At 60.7% G+C, this 22,410-nt stretch carries 20 protein-coding genes; 11 read left to right on the forward strand and 9 right to left on the reverse strand.

Annotated features, from left to right (window positions below; translation table 11 throughout):
- Nucleotides 1-17 precede the first annotated feature (17 nt).
- A complete protein-coding gene (locus tag EPK99_RS07510; protein ID WP_128442431.1) occupies nt 18-566 on the forward strand; it encodes an acyltransferase in 549 nt (182 codons plus the stop codon).
- On the opposite strand, the gene EPK99_RS07515 is transcribed toward EPK99_RS07510, so the two are convergent.
- The 3 genes from EPK99_RS07515 to EPK99_RS07525 form a co-directional block, all read right to left on the reverse strand.
- Nucleotides 540-959 (reverse strand): ester cyclase, encoded by a 420-nt coding sequence (locus EPK99_RS07515; protein WP_128442432.1) that lies wholly within the window; start codon nt 957-959, stop codon nt 540-542. The genes EPK99_RS07510 and EPK99_RS07515 overlap by 27 nt on opposite strands.
- Before the next feature lie 22 nt (nt 960-981).
- Nucleotides 982-4,083, reverse strand: coding sequence for an efflux RND transporter permease subunit (locus EPK99_RS07520; protein ID WP_245582403.1), 3,102 nt, complete (start codon nt 4,081-4,083; stop codon nt 982-984).
- A gap of 77 nt (nt 4,084-4,160) precedes the next feature.
- A complete protein-coding gene (locus EPK99_RS07525) occupies nt 4,161-5,369 on the reverse strand; it encodes an efflux RND transporter periplasmic adaptor subunit (RefSeq protein WP_128442434.1) in 1,209 nt (402 codons plus the stop codon).
- Between the two features lie 253 nt (nt 5,370-5,622).
- Here EPK99_RS07525 and EPK99_RS07530 point away from each other — a divergent pair, with 253 nt between their 5' ends.
- Nucleotides 5,623-8,124 (forward strand): ATP-dependent helicase, encoded by a 2,502-nt coding sequence (locus EPK99_RS07530; RefSeq protein WP_128442435.1) that lies wholly within the window; start codon nt 5,623-5,625, stop codon nt 8,122-8,124.
- 133 nt (nt 8,125-8,257) lie between these two features.
- Nucleotides 8,258-9,403, forward strand: a complete 1,146-nt coding sequence (locus EPK99_RS07535; protein WP_128442436.1) for an amidohydrolase — start codon at nt 8,258-8,260, stop codon at nt 9,401-9,403.
- Between the two features lie 10 nt (nt 9,404-9,413).
- Here EPK99_RS07535 and EPK99_RS07540 read toward each other — a convergent pair whose 3' ends face one another.
- The gene (locus EPK99_RS07540; protein WP_128442437.1) at nt 9,414-10,829 is read right to left on the reverse strand and encodes a DUF2778 domain-containing protein; all 1,416 of its coding nucleotides are present in this window, start codon (nt 10,827-10,829) and stop codon (nt 9,414-9,416) included.
- A 597-nt stretch (nt 10,830-11,426) separates the two neighbouring features.
- Between EPK99_RS07540 and pncA the strand changes: the two genes are divergently transcribed.
- The 3 genes from pncA to EPK99_RS07555 all read left to right on the forward strand — a co-directional run bounded on the left by pncA (nt 11,427) and on the right by EPK99_RS07555 (nt 13,218).
- The gene (gene pncA, locus EPK99_RS07545; protein WP_128442438.1) at nt 11,427-12,053 is read left to right on the forward strand and encodes a bifunctional nicotinamidase/pyrazinamidase; all 627 of its coding nucleotides are present in this window, start codon (nt 11,427-11,429) and stop codon (nt 12,051-12,053) included.
- A 129-nt stretch (nt 12,054-12,182) separates the two neighbouring features.
- A complete protein-coding gene (locus tag EPK99_RS07550; protein ID WP_128442439.1) occupies nt 12,183-12,902 on the forward strand; it encodes an AzlC family ABC transporter permease in 720 nt (239 codons plus the stop codon).
- Between the two features lie 13 nt (nt 12,903-12,915).
- On the forward strand, nt 12,916-13,218 hold the full coding sequence (locus tag EPK99_RS07555; RefSeq protein ID WP_128442440.1) for an AzlD family protein: 303 nt from the start codon (nt 12,916-12,918) through the stop codon (nt 13,216-13,218).
- 14 nt (nt 13,219-13,232) lie between these two features.
- On the opposite strand, the gene EPK99_RS07560 is transcribed toward EPK99_RS07555, so the two are convergent.
- Nucleotides 13,233-15,065 carry an aminopeptidase P family protein gene (locus EPK99_RS07560; protein ID WP_128442441.1) on the reverse strand — a complete coding sequence of 611 codons (1,833 nt, stop codon included), beginning with the start codon at nt 15,063-15,065 and terminating at the stop codon, nt 13,233-13,235.
- A gap of 253 nt (nt 15,066-15,318) precedes the next feature.
- On the opposite strand from EPK99_RS07560, the gene EPK99_RS25265 reads away from it, so the two are divergent.
- Nucleotides 15,319-15,492, forward strand: a complete 174-nt coding sequence (locus EPK99_RS25265; protein WP_164901730.1) for a hypothetical protein — start codon at nt 15,319-15,321, stop codon at nt 15,490-15,492.
- Between the two features lie 113 nt (nt 15,493-15,605).
- Here the strand turns inward: EPK99_RS25265 and EPK99_RS07565 are convergent, their stop codons facing one another.
- Together EPK99_RS07565 and EPK99_RS07570 are read right to left on the reverse strand one after the other, a co-directional pair.
- Entirely contained in the window at nt 15,606-16,484 is an 879-nt protein-coding gene (locus EPK99_RS07565) for a 50S ribosomal protein L11 methyltransferase (RefSeq protein ID WP_128442442.1), read from the reverse strand.
- A gap of 79 nt (nt 16,485-16,563) precedes the next feature.
- Nucleotides 16,564-17,163 (reverse strand): SCO family protein, encoded by a 600-nt coding sequence (locus EPK99_RS07570; protein ID WP_128442443.1) that lies wholly within the window; start codon nt 17,161-17,163, stop codon nt 16,564-16,566.
- A gap of 342 nt (nt 17,164-17,505) precedes the next feature.
- Between EPK99_RS07570 and EPK99_RS07575 the strand changes: the two genes are divergently transcribed.
- The 3 genes from EPK99_RS07575 (at nt 17,506) to EPK99_RS07585 (ending at nt 20,434) form a co-directional block, all read left to right on the forward strand.
- Nucleotides 17,506-19,470 (forward strand): methyl-accepting chemotaxis protein, encoded by a 1,965-nt coding sequence (locus EPK99_RS07575; protein ID WP_128442444.1) that lies wholly within the window; start codon nt 17,506-17,508, stop codon nt 19,468-19,470.
- Nucleotide 19,471: 1 nt separating this feature from the next.
- A complete protein-coding gene (locus EPK99_RS07580; RefSeq protein WP_128442445.1) occupies nt 19,472-19,939 on the forward strand; it encodes a chemotaxis protein CheW in 468 nt (155 codons plus the stop codon).
- 186 nt (nt 19,940-20,125) lie between these two features.
- A complete protein-coding gene (locus tag EPK99_RS07585) occupies nt 20,126-20,434 on the forward strand; it encodes a hypothetical protein (protein WP_128442446.1) in 309 nt (102 codons plus the stop codon).
- A 65-nt stretch (nt 20,435-20,499) separates the two neighbouring features.
- On the opposite strand, the gene EPK99_RS07590 is transcribed toward EPK99_RS07585, so the two are convergent.
- Both EPK99_RS07590 and EPK99_RS07595 read right to left on the reverse strand, forming a co-directional pair.
- On the reverse strand, nt 20,500-20,997 hold the full coding sequence (locus EPK99_RS07590) for a CreA family protein (RefSeq protein ID WP_128442447.1): 498 nt from the start codon (nt 20,995-20,997) through the stop codon (nt 20,500-20,502).
- 75 nt (nt 20,998-21,072) lie between these two features.
- The gene (locus EPK99_RS07595; protein WP_128442448.1) at nt 21,073-21,663 is read right to left on the reverse strand and encodes a 3'-5' exonuclease; all 591 of its coding nucleotides are present in this window, start codon (nt 21,661-21,663) and stop codon (nt 21,073-21,075) included.
- A 135-nt stretch (nt 21,664-21,798) separates the two neighbouring features.
- Between EPK99_RS07595 and EPK99_RS07600 the strand changes: the two genes are divergently transcribed.
- On the forward strand, nt 21,799-22,404 hold the full coding sequence (locus EPK99_RS07600) for a BRCT domain-containing protein (protein ID WP_128442449.1): 606 nt from the start codon (nt 21,799-21,801) through the stop codon (nt 22,402-22,404).
- Nucleotides 22,405-22,410: the final 6 nt, after the last annotated feature.

The raw sequence follows: 22,410 nt of genomic DNA on the forward strand, positions 1-22,410 counted from the left end.
TGCCAAGGAGGGTTGCAATGGGTGTGCGTGGACTGCGTGTTCTACTGGCTGTGATTGCTGGCGGAGGCCGGGTTAAATTCGGGAAGCGTGGGGCAATCAGAAGCGGCGTCAGGATCGACGCCGACAAAGGCTCGGTCCGATTCGGAGTAGAGGCCGATATCGGATATGGAGCAATCATCCGATGCGGGAGGGCAAACATCGTCATAGGTGATCACTTCAGCCTCAATCCGTATTCAATTCTGTATGGTGGTGGCGGGCTGACGATTGGCAACAACGTGCGAATTGCAGCCCACACAACCGTCATTCCGGCCAACCACAGTTTCGATGCGCTGGACGTGCCCATTCGTTTGCAGAGAAGTACAGCAATAGGGATTTCCATCGGCAACGACGTGTGGATCGGAGCCAATTGCGTGATCCTCGACGGGGCCAAGATAGCTGATGGCTGCGTGATTGCCGCTGGTTCGGTCGTCCGCGGTGAAACCGAGCCGTACGGAATTTATGCGGGTGTTCCGGCTAAGCGCATTAGATTTCGTGGCCAGTCAGACAGGCCCTCTTCCGCTGTCTGACTGCAGCTGTGCTTCGATCGCCGCCTTGTCGATGACAGACCAGACTTCGACGATTTTGCTGTTGTCGAACCGGTAAAAAACGTTCTCGGCGAAGGAGAGCCTGCGGCCGTTGATGGGCAGGCCGAGAAATTCTCCCTTGGGGCGGCAGTCGAAAAGGAGCCGGCTCGCGACGTAAGGCGGATCGCAGGCCAGCAGCTGGATATTGAAGGCCAGATCTGGAATGTCGTCGAAATCCTTTTCCAGCATCGCCCGGTAGCCAGCCAAACCGAACTGCTTGCCGTTATGTGTCGCGTCGTCAGCCACGAACTGCCCAAGCCTCGCCCAGTCCTGCGAATTGAGGCAGGCGATATAGTCCCGGTAGATTTGCGCCAATAGTTCCTTGTCCCGACTCATGCCGCGTGTCGCCTCCTACGGATCACTCCGCCGCCAGCAGTGGCGTCTGCTTCTTTTCCACATCTTCCGATCGAGAGGCATGCGCAAGTTCCTGATGGAAGCGCTGCTCTTCATGGGCATGCGGTTTGGTGAAGCGCGCCAGCAGAAGATAAGCCACCGGCGTGATGAACAGCGTCACCAGCGTTGCAAAGCCGAGGCCGCCGACGATGACCCAGCCGAGCGCGATGCGCGCCTCTGCACCGGCGCCACTGGCAAGCACCAGCGGCACGCCGCCGACAACGGTCGCGATCATCGTCATCATCACCGGTCGCAGCCGCAGGCGACAGGCGGTTTCAATGGCCTCCCGCACCTCAGCGCCGCGGTCGCGAAGCTGGTTTGCGAATTCCACGATCAGGATGCCGTTCTTCGCCATGACGCCGACCAGCAGCACCAGTCCGATCTGGCTGTAGACATTGAGGCTGGAGCCGGTGACGACGAGCGCAAAGGCGGCGCAGGCGAGCCCCAGCGGCACGGTCGACATGATGATGATCGAGGACAACACGCCTTCGAACTGTGCCGCGAGCACCAGGAAGATGATGGCGATGGCAAAGCCGAAAGTCATCAGCATCGCGTTTGAGTTCTCGCCCAGCGTTTTTGCTTCGGCAAGCGGAATGAGCCGCGCGCCGGGCGGCATCAGTGGCTTTGCGATTTGGGTCACCTCCGCCACCGCATCGCCGAGCGCCACGCCATCGGCAAGGTTCGCCTGGAAGGACACCGAGGCCAGCTGCTGCTCACGGTTGAGCTGTGGCGAAACCGCCATTTCCTTCAGCGTGGCAATGGTTGACATGGGCACGATCTTTCCGTCACCGGTCTTCAGGAAGATGTTTTCGAGGTCTGTCGGGTCGTCGATCGGCCGCGTTGTAGAGTTGAGCTTCACGGACAGCGCATCGCCATCCACGAAGACGTCCACGATGGAGCGGCCTTCCAGCAGCGACTGCATGGCCGTGGCAAGCCCGGTGATGTCTATGCCGAGATCCGAGGCCCGCTCGCGATCGATGCTGACGGAAAGCTGTGCCTGTGTCGGTTCGTTGGAAAGCCGCGGTGTATCGAAGGAACGGCTGTCTTCCATCGTGTGGATGATCTTCAGAGCCGCCTCGGTCAGCTGCTCGCTGCTATTGCCGACCAGCGCCATCTGCAGCCCGTTGCCGGCACCGCGGATCTTCAGGCTGTTGCCCTGCTGCGCGGACCCTCGCAGCGCCGGCACGCGCGCCAGCGCCTGGTTCACGTCGGCAACGATCTGGTCCTGGCTGCGGGCGCGCTCGTCCCAAGGCGCCAGCGTCAGCACCATGAAGCCGCTGTTGATATTGCTGCCGAAGCCGGAGATCGAGAAGATGTTGCGAATTTCTCCGCTGTCGCGCAGCGGCTGGAGGTTCTCCTCGACTCTTCGCATCTGGTCCTGCGTGTAATCCAGGCTGACCCCCTGCGGTGCGCTGAGCCGCAGCATGATCGAGGACCGGTCCTCGCGCGGCGTGATCTCGCTCTTCACCAATCCGAAGGCCTGGTAGGCCGCAAAGGAGAACACCAATGAGAAGAGGATCACCACCAGCGGCGCATTGAGACAGAAGCGCAGGCAGACGGCATAGAGACGCGCAAAGCCCGAACCGAGCGCACCGAGCAGGCCGTGTTTTTCGACAATCGGCCGCGTCAGCATCCGCGATGCCAGCATCGGACAAAGCGTCAGCGCCGTGATGGACGACAGACCGACGGCAAAGGCGAGCACGAAGCCAAATTCGCGGAACAGGCCGCCGATCTGCCCCGGCAGGAAGGACAGCGGAATGAAGACGGCAGCAAGCGTGGCGGTGGTGGCGAGCACGGCGAAGAACACTTCCTGCGTGCCGATAACTGCCGCAGCACGTGGACCCATGCCTTCCGCCCGGCGCCGGACGATATTTTCGAGCACGACGATGGCATCGTCCACCACGAGGCCCGTCGCCAGCACGATGGCGAGCAGAGTAAGGATATTGATGGAGAAGCCGGCGAGATAGACCGCCACCAGCGTGCCGATCAGCGCGACCGGCATGGTCAGGGCCGGGATAATGGTGGCGCGCCAGTCCCGCAGGAAGAGGTAGATAACGACGACCACGATGCCGGCCGAGAGCATCAGCGCCAACTCCACCTCGTGCAACGCGCCTTGGATGAAGACGGCATCGTCGCTGGTGATCACGACGCTCGTGCCCTTCGGTAGGGTTTCCTGCATGTCGGCCACCGCCTGCTTGATACCGGCCGAAATGTTGAGCGTGTTAGACTGTGCCTGGCGGATGATGCCGAGCCCGATGCCCTGGACGCCGTTCGAGCGAAGCGTCGTGTTGCCGTCGTCTGGCCCGAGCGTCACCGTCGCCACGTCGCGCAGGCGCATATTCGGGCCGATCAGCACGTTCTCGAAATCATTGGGGGTCGTCAGGCTTGCCGTGGCCCGCACCACGATATCCTGACGGGTGCTTTGGAGCGAACCGGCCGGAACGTCGAATGCCGCCGTTGCAAGCGCCTTGGCAACATCGCTCACTGTCATGCCACGGCCCGCAAGCGCGGCCTGATCGATATCGACGCGGAAGATCTTTTCCTGGTCGCCATAGAGCGTGACGTCCGCCACGCCTTCCACCGCTGCGAGCCGATCGACGATCTGGTTGTCGACCAGCTGGGTGAGATCTTCCATCGAAAGGGTCGAGGAGGTGACGGCGAGCCGGAGGATAGCGTCGGAATCCGCATCCGCCTTGACGATCTGCGGCTCGTCGGCCTCATCGGGCAACTGGTTGGCAATGCGCCCGATCGCGTCGCGCACGTCATTGGCCGCCTCCGACAGATCGACGGAATCGGAGAATTCCATGGTGACGCGGCTGGAACCGAACTGCGATGCCGACGACATCGCCTTCAGCCCGCTGACCCGCGCGACCGCGCCTTCGATGACCTGGGTCACCTCCTGGTCCATGGTCTGCGGCGAGGCGCCGTCATAGAGAGTGCGCACAGTGATCACCGGCTGATCGACATCCGGCAATTCGCGCACTTCGATACCGAAAAAGGCGGCCATCCCAGCCACGACGAGCAGCGTGTTGATGACGGCCGCCAGGATCGGCCGGCGCACGAACATGGCCGTGAAGCCCTGCCCGGCCTTGCTATGCGCATGACCGCTCGTATGACCGAGGGTCGGAAGTTCCGTCTCCGTCTTCATTGACTGGCGACCTCCGGCCCGCTCGCGCCGGCAATACGCACCGCCCCGCCTTCGCGAACGCGCTGCAAACCCTCGATGGCAACCTGATCGCCCTCTTTTAGTGCCCCATCCACAAGCACCGAATCCGGGTTGCGCTGAACGATCCGCACACGCGTCTTGACGGACTTGGCGTCTTTGATCTGCCAGACGAAGGAGCCCTCCGCATCCCATTGCACGGCAAGCGGATCGACGGAGGGGAAGGTTTCGCCCGCGAATCGCACGGCAACACCGAAGGACATGCCGGCCCGCAACTGGTCCTGCGCATTGTCCACCTTGGCGCGGATGCGCATGGTACGGCTGGCGGCATCGATGCGGTTGTCTATGTTCTGCACGAGGCCCTTGAAGACCTGGCCCGGACGCGCGACCGAGGTCGCCTCCACCGGCTGCCCCGGCTGGATGGCGGTGGCAAACCGCTCCGGCGCCCAGAAGTCCACGAGGATGGAAGAGCGATCGTCCAGCGTCACGATACTGGTCTGCGTGGTGACGTTGTCGCCGATATTGATCGCGACGATGCCAGCGATTCCATCGATCGGCGCGAGAATATTGCGGCGTTTCAGGTTGAATTCGGCTGTCGAGACCGCCAGACGCGCCGACTGCTCGGCGATCTGCGCATCGAGCACATCCAGCCGGGCAACCGACTGGAGGTTCTTGTAGGATGCGGATTTCTCGACAGCGCTCTTGAGAGAGACCTGCGCCTTCTCCTGCTCGATCAGCTGTTCTTCGTTGTCCAGCCGCGCAAGCACTTGGCCCCTCACGACCTTCTGACCCGAAGACACGAGGATCTCCGTGATCGTGCCGGTCGCCTGCGGCATCACCACCACGGACTGGATGGCCTCGCCGCTGCCGATTGCCGATAGCCGGTCGTTGACAATGCCGAGCACTACCGGCTCGACCGCCACCAGCGTCGAACGTGGACCGTTGCCATTGCCTGCGCCGCTGCGCTGACGAACCGCAGCAGGCGCTGCGCCCTCAGCCGGCTCGCCACGCGCAGTCTGGTCGGATGCCGCTTCCGGGGAGCTAGGCGCACCACGCAACAAGGCCACCGCCTTGCCCGGCACACCCATGCGGATCAAACTGTCGCCGGCACTCGGCACCAGGAAAACCCAGAGCCCGAGGATGACCAACAAGACGATCACGCTTGCCAGAAGCTGTTTCCAGATCCGCACCAAATCTCCTCCGCAGGGTTGCAACCACAACCTCAACTATCCGTGTTTGAACGATATCGATCAATAGGCGGCACGCCAATCTTGCCGCTTTGTAACTCTATCAGGCATCACGAATATGTCAGGACAAAGCCGCCATTCCTTCGCCTCATCGATCCCTTGTCGATCTTCATAAATAGGCCGGCATTGCCACGGGACTGTGAATGAAAGCAGAACATTTTCTGGTCTTTCGGGTCCGAATCACTACATTGGCCGCATGACGAACAGCTTTGACGACATTCCGTTTTTCGACGACGCGCCCGAAGAGCCGGCGCCGCGGCGTAGCGCTGCCTCGCCAGCCGCCGCCGCGGGGCTTGGTATTGCCGCCCGCGCCATGGCTGCCCGAGACGGCAACCGGGCGGCGATGGAGTATCTGTCCGGCCTCAATCCGGAACAGCGCGAAGCGGTGGAATCGCTCGATGGACCCGTGCTGGTGCTGGCCGGTGCCGGCACCGGCAAGACCCGGGTTCTGACCACCCGCATTGCCCATATTCTTGCGACAGCTCGCGCCTATCCAAGCCAGATCCTCGCCGTCACCTTCACCAACAAGGCGGCCCGCGAGATGAAGGAGCGCGTTGGCGTGCTCGTCGGCGGGGCCGTCGAGGGCATGCCGTGGATGGGCACGTTCCACTCGATCGGCGTCAAGCTGCTGCGCCGCCACGCGGAACTGGCGGGCTTGCGCTCCGACTTCAGCATTCTTGATACCGACGATGTGGTGCGGCTGATCAAGCAGCTGATCCAGGCGGAAGGCCTCGACGACAAGCGCTGGCCGGCAAAACAGTTTGCCGGTATGATCGACAGCTGGAAGAACAAGGGGCTGACGCCGCCGGATATTGCCGAAGGTGACGCCCGCGCCTTCGCCAATGGCAAGGGCCGCGAACTCTATGCCGCCTATCAGGCGCGGCTGCGCACGCTGAACGCCTGCGATTTCGGCGACCTGCTGCTGCATCCGATTTCCATCTTCCGCCAGAACCCGGATATCCTGAAGGAATACCACCAACGCTTCCGCTATATCCTGGTGGACGAGTACCAGGACACGAACACTGCCCAGTATATGTGGCTGCGGCTTCTGGCCCAGCGCCCGCAGGGCACGCCGCAGAATGTCTGCTGCGTGGGCGACGACGACCAGTCCATCTATGGCTGGCGCGGCGCCGAAGTGGACAATATCCTCCGCTTCGAGAAGGATTTCGTCGGCGCCAAGGTGATCAAGCTGGAGCGCAATTACCGCTCGACAGAACATATCCTCGGCGCCGCCGGCCATCTGATTGCCCATAACGAGGGACGGCTGGGCAAGACGCTGTTCACCGACCGGGTCGATCCGGACGACGAGAAGGTGCAGGTACATGCTGCCTGGGATTCGGAAGAGGAAGCGCGCGCTGTCGGCGAAGAGATAGAGCGGCTGCAGCGCGGTGGCTCGGACGGCAAGAAGCACAACCTCAACGACATGGCGATCCTTGTGCGCGCCTCCTTCCAGATGCGCGAGTTCGAAGACCGCTTTGTCACGCTCGGGCTGAACTATCGCGTCATCGGCGGCCCGCGCTTCTACGAGCGGCTCGAGATCCGCGATGCCATGGCCTATTTCCGCCTCGTCTGTCAGCCGGCCGACGATCTCGCCTTTGAGCGGATCGTCAACACTCCGAAGCGCGGCCTGGGCGACACGACCATCCGCAACCTGCACGACTATGCTCGTGCCCGCGATATTCCCATGCTCGCCGCAGCCTCCCAGATCACCGAGACGGACGAGCTGAAGCCCAAGGCGCGCAAGGCCCTGTTCGATGTGATCCAAAGCTTCAGGAACTGGAGCGAAAGGCTTGAAACGGTTTCGCATCTGGAGCTTGCGGAGCAGATCCTGGAGGAAAGCGGCTATACCGACATGTGGAAGGCCGACAAGTCGGCCGAAGCGCCTGGACGACTCGATAACCTGAAGGAACTTGTCCGCTCCATGGAAGCGTTTGAGAGCATGCGCGGCTTCCTCGAACACGTATCGCTGGTGATGGACGCCGACAAGAACGAGAACCTCGACGCGGTGTCGATCATGACGCTGCATTCGGCCAAGGGTCTGGAATTCGACACCGTCTTCCTGCCCGGCTGGGAGGAAGGCCTGTTTCCGCACCAGCGCGCGCTCGACGAAGGCGGACGCTCCGGCCTGGAGGAGGAACGGCGGCTGGCCTATGTGGGCCTGACACGCGCCAAGCACCGCTGCCATATCTGGTTCGTGTCAAACCGGCGCATCCACGGCCTGTGGCAATCCACCATGCCCTCGCGCTTCCTTGACGAACTGCCGGCGGCGCATGTGGACGTGGCCGTTTCTGAAAGCAATTATGGTGGCTATGGCGGCCAGGGAGGTGGCAGGGGCGGCTACGGCCAGTCACGCTTCGACAAGGCCGATCCTTTTGCCAACACCCATTCGACCCCCGGCTGGAAACGTGCCCAGGCCAACAAGAGCGACGCAACGCGCGACAACTGGGGCAGCCGCTCAGGACATGCGGTAGAGCGCATCGGCTATGGTGAAAGCGGCCCCCGCACCCGCACCATAGACGGCGAACTGGTGGCCAAGTCCGTGGCCGACACGCCCTCGCAGTTTTCGGTGGGCGACCGCGTCTTTCACGTCAAGTTCGGCAATGGCAACGTCGCTTCGATCGAAGGCAACAAGCTGACCATCGACTTCGACCGCGCCGGCCAGAAGCGCGTGCTGGACGGGTTTGTGGAGCGGGCGTGAGCGGACCTGCAAACATTGAACGAAGATCGAGCCGACTCACCAATTGCCACAACTACTCGTCTAAACCTACCCTTGCCGCGCCTCCTAACGACAGCTACCCCTTGATCAACCAAGATCTCGATGGAGCTTCGCCATGTACCTCACCAACACCGACCTTATCGAGCTCACCGCCTTCCGCCGCAGGCTGCATGCCATGCCGGAGGTCTCCGGCGAAGAGGTTCGCACGGCGGCGGAGGTCGAAAAATTCCTGGCCGGGACCGCGCCGGATCGTGTAATCACCGGGCTCGGCGGGACAGGCCTCGCCGTAATCTATGACAGTGGCCTTCCCGGGCCAACCATTCTCTTCCGAGCCGAGCTGGATGCCCTGCCGATCGAGGAGACAGGTGACCCAGACTATCGCTCCGCCATTCCGGGCAAGGGGCATATGTGCGGCCATGACGGCCACATGACGATATTGACGGCGCTAGGCCGGCATTTTGGGCGGTCGCGACCGAGCCAGGGTCGCGTCGTCCTCCTGTTTCAGCCGGCAGAAGAGACCGGCGCCGGTGCGGCGGCCGTCATTGCCGACGAAAGGTTTGTCGAGCTTTCGCCGGACTATAGCTTCTCACTGCACAATTTTCCAAGCCTGCCGCTCGGGCATGTCTGGCTGAAGCAAGGAACCGCCAACTGCGCCTCGCGTGGATTAAAGATCACGTTGACCGGCCGGACCGCGCATGCCTCCATGCCGGAGACAGGCGTTTCGCCCATGCCGGCGCTTGCCATGCTGATGCCGTCGCTGACGGCGCTGAGCAGCGGAAGCATCACGACAGGTAATCTTGTCCTCCTGACGGTGACCCATGCCGTGCTGGGCGAACCGGCCTTCGGCATCGCGCCGGGCCATGCGGAACTGTGGGTGACGCTGCGCACCATGACCGATGCCGGCATGCAGGCGCTCGTGGATGCGGCAGAGGCTCTGGTCGTCCGGGTTGCCGCCAAATGCGGGCTGGAGCATCGGTTCGACTATCACGACGTCTTCCTCCATTCGGAGAATCACCCCGATGCGGTCGCGCATCTGGGGGCGGCTCTCGATGCGGAAGGCATTCCGCATGAAACGGGAGAGGCGTTGCGGGCTTCGGAGGATTTCGGCCGCTTCGGCGCGGTCTCCAGGTCGGCCATGTTCTTCCTGGGCGCAGGCGAGGATACCCCTGCCCTGCACAATCCGAACTATGATTTTCCCAATGATCTGATCCCGATCGGGGCGCGAATCTTCATCCGCGTCGCCCGCAACATTCTAGGCTGATCGAGACGCCTCAGGCGTCCTTGCCGCCGAACAGCTTGGCAAGGAACCCGCCATTGGTGCCACGGCCCGGACGCTTGCCGTCATATTTCGGCACGATGACCATATGCGTGACTTCGCCGCGCTGGAAGGCCTTCAGGAAGCGGTCGTATTCGGCGAAGGCAACGCAGCCATGGCTGTCGCCGCGAACGCGCAGCAGGAAGCTGTGGGCAAGAATACCCGTGCGGCCCTGCGGCGCCTTGCCGTCGACCGGCGTCAGGCGAAGGGCGGCTACACCGTGAAACAGGGACTCGCGCATGGAAAGCTTGTAGGTGCCGGGCGGCGTCGGGCCGCGCATGGTGACATGTGTGAAGGACGGGTTGTCGCGCATCTTGCCGATGCCAGAATGGGCCTCGAGCTTGTTGCCATTCGGCATGTAAACCACGCCGCCGGTAATGTCATAGACGGCGACCTTGGTGCCGATGCCGGGCCAATTCGGCGCCGGAACGGTGGGCGACACGCGGCCGGAATCTTCACGCATGGGATTATCGGGGCGCGCAAAGGCGAGAACCGTAGGCTTCTCGGCGTCATCCTTCTCAGGCTTCTGCGGTGCAACCGCCGCGATCGCCGCAAGTGCGTTCGGCTTGGCAGGCTTGACATCCATGCCCGAAGAGGGACGAATGACAGGCAGCGGGCCAGCCTTGGGCAGCGAGTAATCGGGAATCGCCGCCTGCATCTGCTCGGGCGCCGAGCTGGGAACCGGGACCGATTCCTCGACGATGGACATGCTATCGTCGGTGTCCGCGTCGTCCTCTTCAAAAGCAGTCTGTTCGATCGACGCCATTTCGACCGGCTTCATCTGGTTGAGCTCGGCGACCTTGGTGGTCGACTGAGCGTCCTGGATCATATCAGGAATGGGGCTATCGCCGCGAGGCGCGACCACGACGAGGCTTGCCATGGCTGTGCCGAGCACGGCTTTGATGGCGGACGCTTCGGGGCGGCTCTTCTCAAGCGCTGCAAACTGCTCTTCGGCCTGCGAATGACGCGAGGCCTTGGCCATGGCCACATGCACCGCATCGCGCAGGCTGGATTCGTCAGGGCGACGCGCAGCAAAGGCCGCCACATCGGCGCCTTCGAGACGCTTGCTCTTGGGATTGGCCGGCGTACTTCCCGGCAGGCGCGAGAATTTGGAAATGTCGAGGCTGCGGTCGGCGGACGCGACCATGGGCGCAGCGGAAAATTTGGCGGGCACGAGCGCCGTCTCGAATTTCACGTTCGACGCCGACTTCACCGCCGTCGCCATGGTGACCATGGACGCGCCAATGAGCGTTGCTGCCGCAAGGCCGACGCCGAGCGTCACATTGGCGAGAAGAGAGCGGGATTTCTTGCGGCGGGGAGACGCTTTACGCGCCTGATTGACTTTGGCTGAAGCTACTGAAGAACGCGCCATCACTTGCTACCCGAACCGTTACTCACACAAGCAGAAGCCGCAATTGCAGCCCTACCATTCAGATCACCTCGGACGAGCATCACAGACACAACCTGCTCCCTGCCATCATCCGACTGCTCATGAGAATGAACGATTATGGTAACCAATGTCTTTACGTCGCCCCGATTGGAAGTTCGGTGGTGCACATAAGAGCGCATGCCGTCGGAACTTTAGCCTAAATGCGGCAACAGGGTGTCTCTGTTGTGCAGCGATTGAGGCAGGTCAACCCGTCGACTGTTGCTGTTTAGCGACAAATTCCCCTTACTTCAAGGTTAACCTAGAATTTTAATGCGTCTGCGACGGATTTAATGGCCGGTTTGCCAGCATCGTTTTCTAATTCTTGGGGATGCACGGTGAATTGCGACCAGCTGGAACACCGCAACTTCCGGTCGGTATTTTCAGACAAACGGCAGATAAATACGGCGGGCGAAGTTGCGTAAGGTGGCATTCAGATCGTTCGCAACCGGAATCCATGCGACGAATTCGAGTGATTCGGCCTCAAGCCTTGATCCAAGGCCGCAGGCTTGGCATGATTCCGATCCACAGGAGGAGATGGCGATGAAGGCTTTGCTGCTGGTCGATATCCAGAACGGTTTCTGCCCCGGAGGGAACCTGCCTGTTCCGCATGGCGACGAAATTGTGCCGGTCGCCAACCGGCTGATTGCCGAAGGGGGCTACGACGTCATCGTCGCCTCGCAGGACTGGCACCCGGCTAACCACGGAAGCTTCGCCTCGCAGCATCCCGGTAAAAAGCCTTTCGAGATGGGCGAGCTTTCCGGCGCACCGCAGGTCATGTGGCCCGACCACTGCGTGCAGGGCACCGGCGACTCCGAATTCCATCCGGACCTGGACCTCGACGCCATCGATTACATTCAGCAGAAAGGCGAGAACCCGGCGGTGGACAGCTACTCCGCCTTCCGGGACAACGACCAGGCGGCGCTGACCGGGCTGGCTGGCTATCTCAAGGCCCAGCAGGTCGATGAACTGGATGTTTGCGGGCTGGCGACGGATTATTGCGTGAAGTTTTCCGCGCTCGACGCTGTCGATATGCTGCCGGGCGTGGAGGTCCGCTTCATCGAGGACGCGAGCCGCGGCATAGACCCTGAAGGCGCGAAAACCGCCATCAAGGAAATGCGCGCCAAAGGGATAGGTATCGTTTCAAGCGAGGCAATCCTGGCGGATTGACACTCCTCGGCAGTTGTAGGCCAGGCTCCATAAGTGTCTCATCAGGAAAATCCATCACTGCATCAGCGCAATTCGATTGCTCCCTTGGGCAGGCGGCTCTAAACGCAGCCTCCACGAAGGATTTAACCGATGAATCGCGACGACGTTCGATCAGGCATTAGAGGCGGTCTCGTCATCGCCATCTCATCCGCACCCTTTGCGATCCTGTTTGGGGCGGTCGCCACCGACAACGGCCTAAGCGTCGGCGAAGCAACCTTGATGAGCGCTAGCGTGTACGCGGGCGCAAGCCAATTGGTCGGCATCGAACTCTTCGGCCACCACGTGGCGCCCTGGCTCGTCATCCTGTCCGTGCTGGCAGTCAATTTCCGCCACGTCCTCTATTCTGCGGCACTCGCGCGCTATATCGCGCATTTCAGTCCGCTCCAGAAATTCTTTACCTTCTTCCTGCTCACCGACCCGCAATTTGCGGAAAGCGTGAAGCGCGAGGAAAGCGGCCAGGGCGTAAGCTTTACCTGGTATATGGCCTTCGGCTCGGCGATCTACGTCCCTTGGGTTATTTCCAGCGCCGTTGGCGCCTTTTTCGGGCAGATGCTGGGCGACCCGAAGGTGCTGGCGATCGACGTACTCCTGCCGATCTACTTCCTGGGTCTTGTGATCGGCTTTCGCCACAAGCCCGGCTTCTACCCCACGGTTCTCGCCAGCGCGCTCGCTTCGGTGCTCGCCTATCATTTCATCGGCTCTCCCTGGCATGTCAGCATTGGTGCTGCCGCGGGCGTGGTCGTCGCGGCATTCTTGCCTCTGCCCAGCCTCGCTCAGCCGGTGACGGCTGCCAGTGACACCGAAAACTGAGTTGGAGGCGCAGATGTCGAACGAAACGCTTCTGTTGATCCTTGCCGCGGCCATCGCCACCTTCGCGACGCGGATTGGCGGCTATGTGCTGATCACGCGCCTGAAAACCATCCCGCCTAGAATGGAGCAGGCGCTGAACGCGGTTCCTGCGGCCGTCCTCACGACGCTGGTGGCGCCGTCCTTCTTCAACGGTGGCTGGGAAGTGAAGATCGCCATGGTCGTGGCGCTCGCAGCCGGGATCCGTTATCCCGGCCTTCTCATGCTCGGCGCCGGCTGGGCCGTGGCGATGATCTGCCGCCACCTGCTCGGCTTCTAGGGTCAGGACCTAATTCAGGAAATAGCTTCCGTCGCTGCAATCAGCCAGTCCCGCACGGGCTGCTTGTCGATCAGCGGCAGCAGCTTTTCGCGAACCGCGGCATGATAGCCGTTGAGCCATCCAAGTTCCTCCGTATCCAGAAGCTCGGCAAGCACCAACCGACGATCGATCGGGCACCAGGTCAGCGTCTCGAAGTAGAGCATGGGCAGGTCTCCGCCATCCACCTGCTCTGCAGGGTTTACGTAGATCAGGTTCTCGATCCGAATGCCGAAGGCGCCCGGACGATAATACCCAGGCTCGTTTGAGAGAATCATGCCCGGCAGAATCTCCTGTGTGGCAAGTCGCGCGATACGCTGCGGCCCTTCATGCACGGACAGATAGGAGCCGACGCCGTGACCGGTGCCATGCGCATAGTCCGCGCCCGCTTTCCACAGCGCGATGCGCGCCAGGGGGTCAAGGTCGCAGCCGCGTGTGCCCTTGGGGAAGCGGGCGGCTGAAATGCCGATCATGCCCTTCAGCACCAGCGTGAAGAAGCGCTTGCGGTCGTCTGCGACGGCACCGACCGCTACTGTGCGGGTAATGTCGGTCGTGCCGTTGATATATTGCGCGCCGGAGTCGATCAGGAAGAGGTCGCCAACTTCCAGCTTGCGGTTCGTCTCCGTCGTCACGCGGTAATGGATAACTGCGCCATGCTCCCCCGCACCCGAGATCGTGTCGAAGGAGATATCCTTCAACGGGTTCTGCATGCTTTGTCCTACGTCGGCGCGGGCCTTTTCCAGCGCCTGCACGGCATCCACTTCGGTCATCGAGCCAGGCGCCTGCTGGTCGAGCCACCAGAGAAATTCGACCATGGCGGCTCCGTCCTGCAAATGCGCCTTGGCAGAACCTTCCAGTTCGGCCGGGTTCTTGCAGGCCCGCGGCAGCTTTGCCGGATCGGTCGCCTCCACGACCACGCCACCCGCCTGTTCGATGGCATTAGTGAGCGCGAGCGGCGTCAGATCGGGATCGACAAGCAGCCGGCCTCCATCACGGGCAAACACACCCAAGCGATCCAGAAGCTCCAAGGGCTCCCGGGGCGTGGCCAGAGCAAGGAGATGGTTGGACTGCTCGGTCCCGAGCTTACGGCTATCGATAAAGATCTCCGCCTCGCCTGCCGCCGTCACGATGGCGCGGGACAGCGGATGCGGCGTATGCGGGACATCATTGCCGCGGATGTTGAAAATCCAGGCAACGGAAGACGGATCGGTGATGAGAACCGCTGCAGCGCCCTTCTCCGAAACGGAGGCTGCGATCTGACGGATCTTCTCGCCGCCCTCGCGGCCTGTGAATTCGTGCTTCTGGATAGAGACGGGCTCAAGCGGCTCGGCGGGACGGTCGTCCCAGATCTCGTCCAAGGGATTCGACGGCAGAACGACAAGCGAGCCACTAATCTCATGAAGCGCTTTGAGCAAACGACGCACTTCGGCTCCGGCATGCAGCCATGGATCGATGCCGAGGCGCAGGCCCTTTATGCCGTGGCGCAGCAGCCAGACATGTGGCGGTTCGTTCACCAGATCTCCGCCCGTGAAAACTGCACTATCCACCTGTTCGGCAAGCTGGGTCGTATAGCGCCCGTCCACGAAGACGACCGCTTCACGGCGCGTTACCAACACGATCCCGGCTGAACCTGTGAAACCTGTGAGCCAGGCAAGCCGCTCGGCAGAGGCCGGCACATATTCACCCTGATACTCATCGGCCCGCGGAACAAGGAAGGCATCGATGCCCAGATCGTCGAATTTGGCACGCAAGGTCTCGACGCGCTCGCGCCCGAATTGAGGAGCTGACTTCGTTTCGAAGGACTGGAACATGGCTTGTTTCCGATGACTGATTCAAGGAGCTTGCCGCTACCTCTAACGCAATTCCGCCCGTTTCCGCCAGTCTACCCCGCGTTGGCGTAATATTGTGCAAATGGGAGACGGAACCGATTAATCGGATAACAATCCATGCAGCAGACGCATGACACCCGTGAGGCTTCTGGACTGCCTCAAACACCCAAAGTTGCTTATGTTTCAACCATGGATGGGCGTCCAACAAGGCCTGTCACCACAACGGGACACAGTCATGGCCAATTCATTTTTCCGCAATGCCTTCAACCGAATGATCGAAGCCCGCGAGCGGCAAATGTCACGCTACGTCAACGGAGCGCTGCTGAGCCTTGATGCAACGACATTGAAAAACCTCGGCACGAGCCACGAAGAACTTCGCCGCAAGGGTGCGACACAGTATCTTTTCTAGTTCGAACAGGTTTGTCCGGCGTATTACCGAACTCTTCAATCCAGATACAAAGGCGGCCACAGTGCCGCCTTTTCCACGTCTGCATCCTCGATCCACGCGGCGGTTCGACAGGATCATCCGCGGCGCAGGTGGATCGTGACCCAGCCATTGCGCCAGAGTGTGCGGACGTGACGAAGCCGAACGCCGTTATAGGCGGCAAGAACCTTCCACCGCTGCGCCGCCAGAATGCCTGACAGGATGACGGAGCCGCCGGGCGACAGATGCTGGGCGAGCTGCGGTGCCATCTTCATCAGCGGCCGAGCCAGTATATTGGCAATAACGAGATCGAACGGCCCTTCCTGCTCGAAAGCAGGAGAGTGAAATCCGGGCGCGGTCTCCAGGCGCAGGCCGCTGGCAATGCCATTGCGGCGCACATTGTCTTTGGCGACTTTCACGGCGACAGGGTCTATGTCGGTGGCAAGAACCGGGATATTACGCAGCTTGCGCACCGCAATCGCAAGCACGCCGCTGCCTGTGCCGAGATCAAGCGCATTGCGCGGAGCATCGGCCCGCACCACGGCATCGATCATTTCCAGGCAGCCGGCAGTCGTTCCATGGTGGCCCGTTCCAAAGGCCTGGCCGGCATCGATCTCGATGGCGAGATCGTTCGGCTTTGCCTTGTCCCGATCATGAGAGCCGTGCACGAGAAAACGGCCGGCTCGGACGGGAGTGAGCCCTTCCAGCGACTTCGCGACCCAATCCACATCGGGAATCACTTCCATGAGAATATCGGCGTCGGGAAAGGCGTCGCGGAGACCGTCGGCGATGCGCTGCCGGACCTGATCCTCGTCCTCCGCCATCAGATAGACCGAGGCTTCCCACAGGTCCCGCTTCTCGTCCACTTCGGTTGTGGCGATGGCGACATCCTCTTCCCCGAACACTTCCGTGAGCAGGTCCAGGATCTGTGCCGCACCCTTTTCGGTGGACGTGACGTAAAGACGGATTTCGCTCAACGAGATGGTCTCTCAGCTATCGTTCAATGATCGCGGAGAAGTGCCATAGAATGGTGGACCTCTTCAACTGCCAAAGCGATCAGCCTTTGACGAGATTCTCCAGCTTCTTTTCCGCCACCGCCGGATCTTCGCCATAAGCGATCGTGCCGGCAAAGCGCCCGCCATTGTCCAGGAGGAAGACGGAGGCGGTGTGGTCCATGGTGTAGTCCCCATCCGGGTTCTTCTCGTCTACCGGCACCTTCTTGGCGTAGATCTTGAAGCCCTTGATCATGTCCTGAACTTTTTCGGGCGGTCCAGAAATGCCTTTGACGCGGTCCGTGACATTGGAGACATATTGCCCGAGCAATTCAGGTGTGTCGCGCTCCGGATCGACGCTGACGAAGAAGCCGTTGAGCTTGGTGCCTTCAGGATCGACCTTGTGCAGCCATCCGTTCAGCTCGAACAATGTGGTGGGGCAGACTTGCGGGCAATGGGTGAAGCCGAAGAACAAAGCCGTCGGCTTGTCCTGGAATGCCTTCTCCGTGACCAGCTTGCCATCCTGCGCCACGAGCTGGAAAGGGACGCCGAAAGGTGCTTCTGCCAGATTCTGCTTCGAGCGGTTCACCTCCAGCATCAGCCAGGCCAACACGGCGGCAAGCACCACAACGGCAACCCATAAAACTGTTCTAAAGGCTCTCATACTGCGTCTCTTAAGGCCCGTCATTCGTTGGAAGAGACCGATAGACCCGACCCAGCCGCCGCGCAATTCAACAAGCCGTTTTTCCGGCGGAGATGCGCCGATATGCCTCAGGTCTGCCGGGAGCGTTGGAACATTGGCAACAGGATTAGCGAATACTTAACGGCTCTATGCCAAATTTAAGAGGCGAAGACGGCTGGCGCCTCTGCGGCGAGGAAATATTGGACGGTTGAGCCGGCCAGATCCCCCCGGGTGCTGCAGCCAGGCAGACATGATGTCGCCGCTCCTTCCTCCGCATGCCCACGAAGCGTCCGCTCCATCCGGTAGCGAAGGAATGCAATCAGCATGGCCGACCAAGCAATCCGCAAGACATTTTCCTTGAACCAACGCCTCTGGACCTTGGGCGGCGCGGCCTTTGCGGGCATCGGGGCGATGCTTGTCGTCGGCTGGTTTGAAGGCGTCGCCGTTGATCGCGCGCTGGGACGGGCGACTGAGATCCAGCAGCAGGCCGATGCGGTCGATGAACTGCGCATCGCCAACCTTCAACTTGTTCTGGCCGCCATGGACACGATTGTCGACCGGGACGAGCGGCAGGTCGATGCGCAGCGGATGAAGACGATGGCGGATACCGTCAAGCAGTTGACTGCGGGCGCGCAGGAACTGCACACCCTTTCGGCCGAAGTCGGCAATCCGGCGCTGATGTCCAGTTATGATGCCGATATCGCGATATTGGGCAAATCTATTCAGGTCGATCTCAAGCAGATGGTCGAGCAGGGTGCGTCGGAAAGCGACTACGACAAGATCGACGATGCGATCGACGGCCAGGGAGGCAGAATTGCCGACGTTCTCGCGGCTCTTTCAGACTTGGGCGCAAAAGCGGCGCACGACCGTGTGCAGGAAGCCAACGATCTGTCCTCTCAATCGCTTTACGTACAGCTTTCCGTCGGGCTGGTTGCCATGGTCGCCATGGCAATCCTCCAATCGATCCACGGTGGCGCTATCCGCCGCGGCATTGCCGGCGTTCGCACCAGTATGCAACGCATCATCGGCGGCGATTACGCGACGCCCGTGGATGGCGTCGAGCGCGGCGACGAAATCGGCGAAATGGCCCGTGCGACAGACGTGTTCCGCAGTGCAGTCGTGGAACGGCAATCGCTAGAAGCAAAACTCGGCGAGGAGCGCAGCCAGGGCGATGCCGACCGGCAGCAGCGGGAGGCCCGGCAGACGGCGGACGCCGAAGCCCTGCATTTCGCGGTCGATGCGCTCGCAAGCGGCCTCAACCGGCTCACTGACGGCGATCTATCGGCCAGCATCGACCGTCCCTTCCGGGAGGATCTTGAGCGTCTGCGCACCGACTTCAACCGGGTGGTCGAACAACTGCGCCACACGATCTCGGAAGTTTCCAGCAGCGCAAGCTCGATCGGCGCCAATGCCAACCAGATGCGCTCGGCGGCGGACGACCTCGCCAAGCGCACAGAACAGCAGGCCGCTTCGCTGGAGCAGACCTCGGCCGCACTCGACCAGATCACCACGACCGTGCGCAGCTCCACGGCGCGTGCCGAAGAAGCAAGCAGGATGGTCACCCAGGCCAAGGGTTCCGCAGAACAGTCCGCAGCTGTCGTCAGCCAGGCGACGGACGCCATGGGCCGGATCGAGGATGCTACAGGCGAGATCGGCAAGATCATCAATGTCGTGGAGGAAATCGCCTTCCAGACCAACTTGCTCGCTCTCAATGCCGGCGTCGAGGCGGCTCGGGCGGGTGAAGCAGGCAAAGGCTTCGCCGTCGTCGCACAGGAAGTCCGCGAACTCGCCGGCCGCGCGGCAGGTGCCGCCAAGGACATCAAGGCGCTGGTCACCCGTTCAAGCGCGGAAGTGCGCACCGGGGTCGATCTTGTGAAGGCCACAGGCGAGTCCCTAAGCCGGATTGGCGACGACGTCCTGAAAATCAACGATCATGTTCACGCGATTTTCACCTCTGCGCGCGAACAATCGACGGGTCTTACCGAGATCAATGCTGCGATCAGCCAGATGGACCAAGCAACGCAACAGAATGCCGCCATGGTGGAGCAGAGCACTGCCGCCAGCCATTCGCTTGCCAGCGATGCCGAAAACCTGAATCACCTAATCAGCCATTTTCAGATCCGCGGGACCGCCAGCCTGCGCGTTGTCGATGCCGCCGGCACCATCGCTCCCTCCAAACCCTCCCCCGCACTGAACCTCATGAACAAGCTTGCGGGAGCCTTCAGCAACAGCCCTGCCCCGACCAAGTCCAAAGCCGCGGGCACCTCCGACAAATGGGAAGAATTCTGACATGTCGAACGCTATCAAGCAGTCCGGTGCTTATCTTGAAATCGTCTCGTTTCATCTGGGCGACCAGGAGTTCTGCATCGATATCATGGCCATCCGTGAAATCCGCGGCTGGGCTCCGGTAACCCCGATGCCGCACACGCCGCCTTATGTGCTGGGCCTCATCAACCTGCGTGGCGCTGTCATCCCGGTCATCGACATGGCCTGCCGCCTCGGCATGAAGATGACGGAACCGTCTGAGCGTTCGGCAATCATCGTGACCGACATTGCCGGCAAACTGGTGGGCCTTCTGGTTGAACAGGTGTCCGACATGATGACCATTCGCAGCGAAGACCTGCAGCCGGCGCCGGAGATCATCCCGGAAGCACAGCGCGCCTTCTGCCGCGGCATCGTGGCGCTGGAAAAGACCATGGTCTGCTTCCTCAACCTCGACACGGTCATTGCCGACGAACTGGCCCGCGAAGCGGCCTGATCCACAGCTTCCCTATTGTTCTAAATCTTCCGCGACACGCGTTTGTTGCGGAAGATTAAACTACGGTAATCATGTCCAACTTGTAATCTTCGGGCGGAACGCGACGCCTGCTTTACGGATTATTCTCTTGCAAGCTCATTCGACCGTCTTCCGAGGATCGCCAGCTTGTAAAATAGGAGAATTATCATGAAGAAAATTCTTGCAGTCGCAGTCGCGATGTCTGCCGTAGCTCTCGGTGGCGCCAGCGCGCGTGAAATGGGAGCCGCTGCCAGATCAAACGGCAATGTCGAAGTCATCTACATGAATGATCATGCCGATATAGGCCTGTTTGGCGAGAAGATCACGCCCGACCGCTCCACCGAACAGCAGGCTCAGACCGAGATCCGCAAAGATCCAGCCCTGCGAAAAGTCCTGATACGTCACGATGTCCAGTTGAAAAATGTCATGGCGATCGACAAATCGGGCAATGGTGGAATGATCGTTTACGTCCGTTGAAGCCGCTCAAGAGCCGGACAGCATACCTGCCCGGCTCTTTCCATAGCGACTAGGGTCGATCAAGGTCAGGGCTGAGGCTTACCCTTGGTCCAGGCGACGTTCTGACCATAGAGCGGTATGGTCGACACAGCCATTTTGGCGGAGCCATTGGTGATCTGCCGGCTATGAACGAGGTAGATCAGCGTATCGTTCTTGCGGTCATAGATCCGGTTGACGACCAGCGTCTTGAAGATGAGCGACATGCCCTGGCGAAAGACTTCGTCGCCTTCTTTGGAAAGGCTGATGTCACCGACTTCTATCGGCCCCGTCTGGCGGCAGGAGATGGAATTGTTGGACGGGTCTTCGAACCAGTTGCCGTTCTTCAGGCGGTCCAGCACACCGCGCGAAAAATAGGTGACGTGGCAGGTCACGCCCTTCACCAACGGGTCGGCAAGAGCCTCCACGACAATGTCGTTGCCCATCCAATCGACCCCGACCTCCCCCACCACGTCCGCCTTGGCAGTGGTCGAGAAGAGGCCAAGGGAGATGGCAGCGGCCGATGCGAGCCTGTTCAAGCGCTTCATGAGGATTCAAACTCCGGTCAATGATCCGCAGACAGAGATAAGACGCCGCGGCAGTGTTGCAAGGCGGCGTGACCACTACCTCGCCCGAAGAGTGCAGGGGGCGTAGCCGCCGGAGAACAGCCTGCCGACCTTCATACCGATCATCGCTGGAATGTCGCGCACATGCTGCGTGCCGAGCGATCGCGACATGGCGATGCTTGCCTGCGCGCACACGGCGGCATCTTCCGCGGCATTGTGATGCGCGAAGCTGAGACCGAGATGCTGGGCGAGAACATTGAGCTTGTGCGAGATCAGCTGCGGCCAGACATGCCTCGCCATCTTGACGCTGCAGAGATAGGAAAGCTCCGGATAACTGGTGCCATAGGCATCGAGGCAGGAACGCCAGACGCTGAAATCGAACGCGGCATTGTGGGCGATCATGGTGGCGCCCCGGAAATCCTCCGCGAACTCGTCCATGACTTGGGGAAATTCCGGCGCATCCTCAACCTGCTCCGGTCGGATGCCGTGGATGGCGATGTTGAAGGAAGAGAACCGCATGTCACGCGGCCGGATCAGCCGCTCTTCCACCCGCACCACTTTGCCGTCCTCGATCCAGGCAAGCCCGACGGAACAGGCGCTGCCGCGCTGTTCGTTGGCGGTCTCGAAATCGATGGCGATGGTTTTCAAGGGCAAGGTTCCGAATGGTCTCGAACCGCTTCTAACCGGAACCGGCTGATTCGGCAAAAGTAAGTGTTGGAATTGCCACCTCTCGACTTTTCAGAGTTGATTTGCTTTCATACTCTATTGTTGGGAGGGGTTTCCATGAACGAAGCAATACTTGTTAAGTTTGGCGATGATCGAATTTCCAGTCGGCAGATTGACGAGCTGATCGGCTTGGCAAGAGGCTTGGTTGCCGACGGAGTAATCAACAAACAAGAAGTAGAGTTTTTACAAAAATGGCTGGTAGCCAATGGCGCAGTAAGCAACCAACCCGTGATAAGCACTCTCTACAAGAGGGTCACGGAAATCTTGGCTGACGGTGTCGTTGATCAGACTGAGATGTCGGAACTACTTGATACCCTTAGCCGATTTGCCGACCGAGATTTTGAACTTGGTGAAACGCTGAAATCGACGTCGCTTCCCCTATGTAAACCTGCGCCTGACCTAAGGTTTCAGGGCCAAACCTACTGTTTTACCGGCACATTCAACTTTGGCCAACGCAAACATTGTGAGGCCGCGATGATAGAGCGTGGAGCAGGTGTAGGTGGGCTAACAAAAAAGACAAATACCCTCGTTATAGGAGTTTATGCGACAGATTCCTGGAAGCATTCAGCGTTTGGCGCTAAAATTCTTCAGGCATGCGAAATGAGAGATAAAGGGCATCCCATAGCAATCGTCTCGGAGGAGCATTGGGCTAGGCATCTTTGAACGTGG

Origin of the sequence: Neorhizobium lilium, assembly GCF_004053875.1 — a bacterium.
GTDB lineage: Bacteria > Pseudomonadota > Alphaproteobacteria > Rhizobiales > Rhizobiaceae > Neorhizobium > Neorhizobium lilii.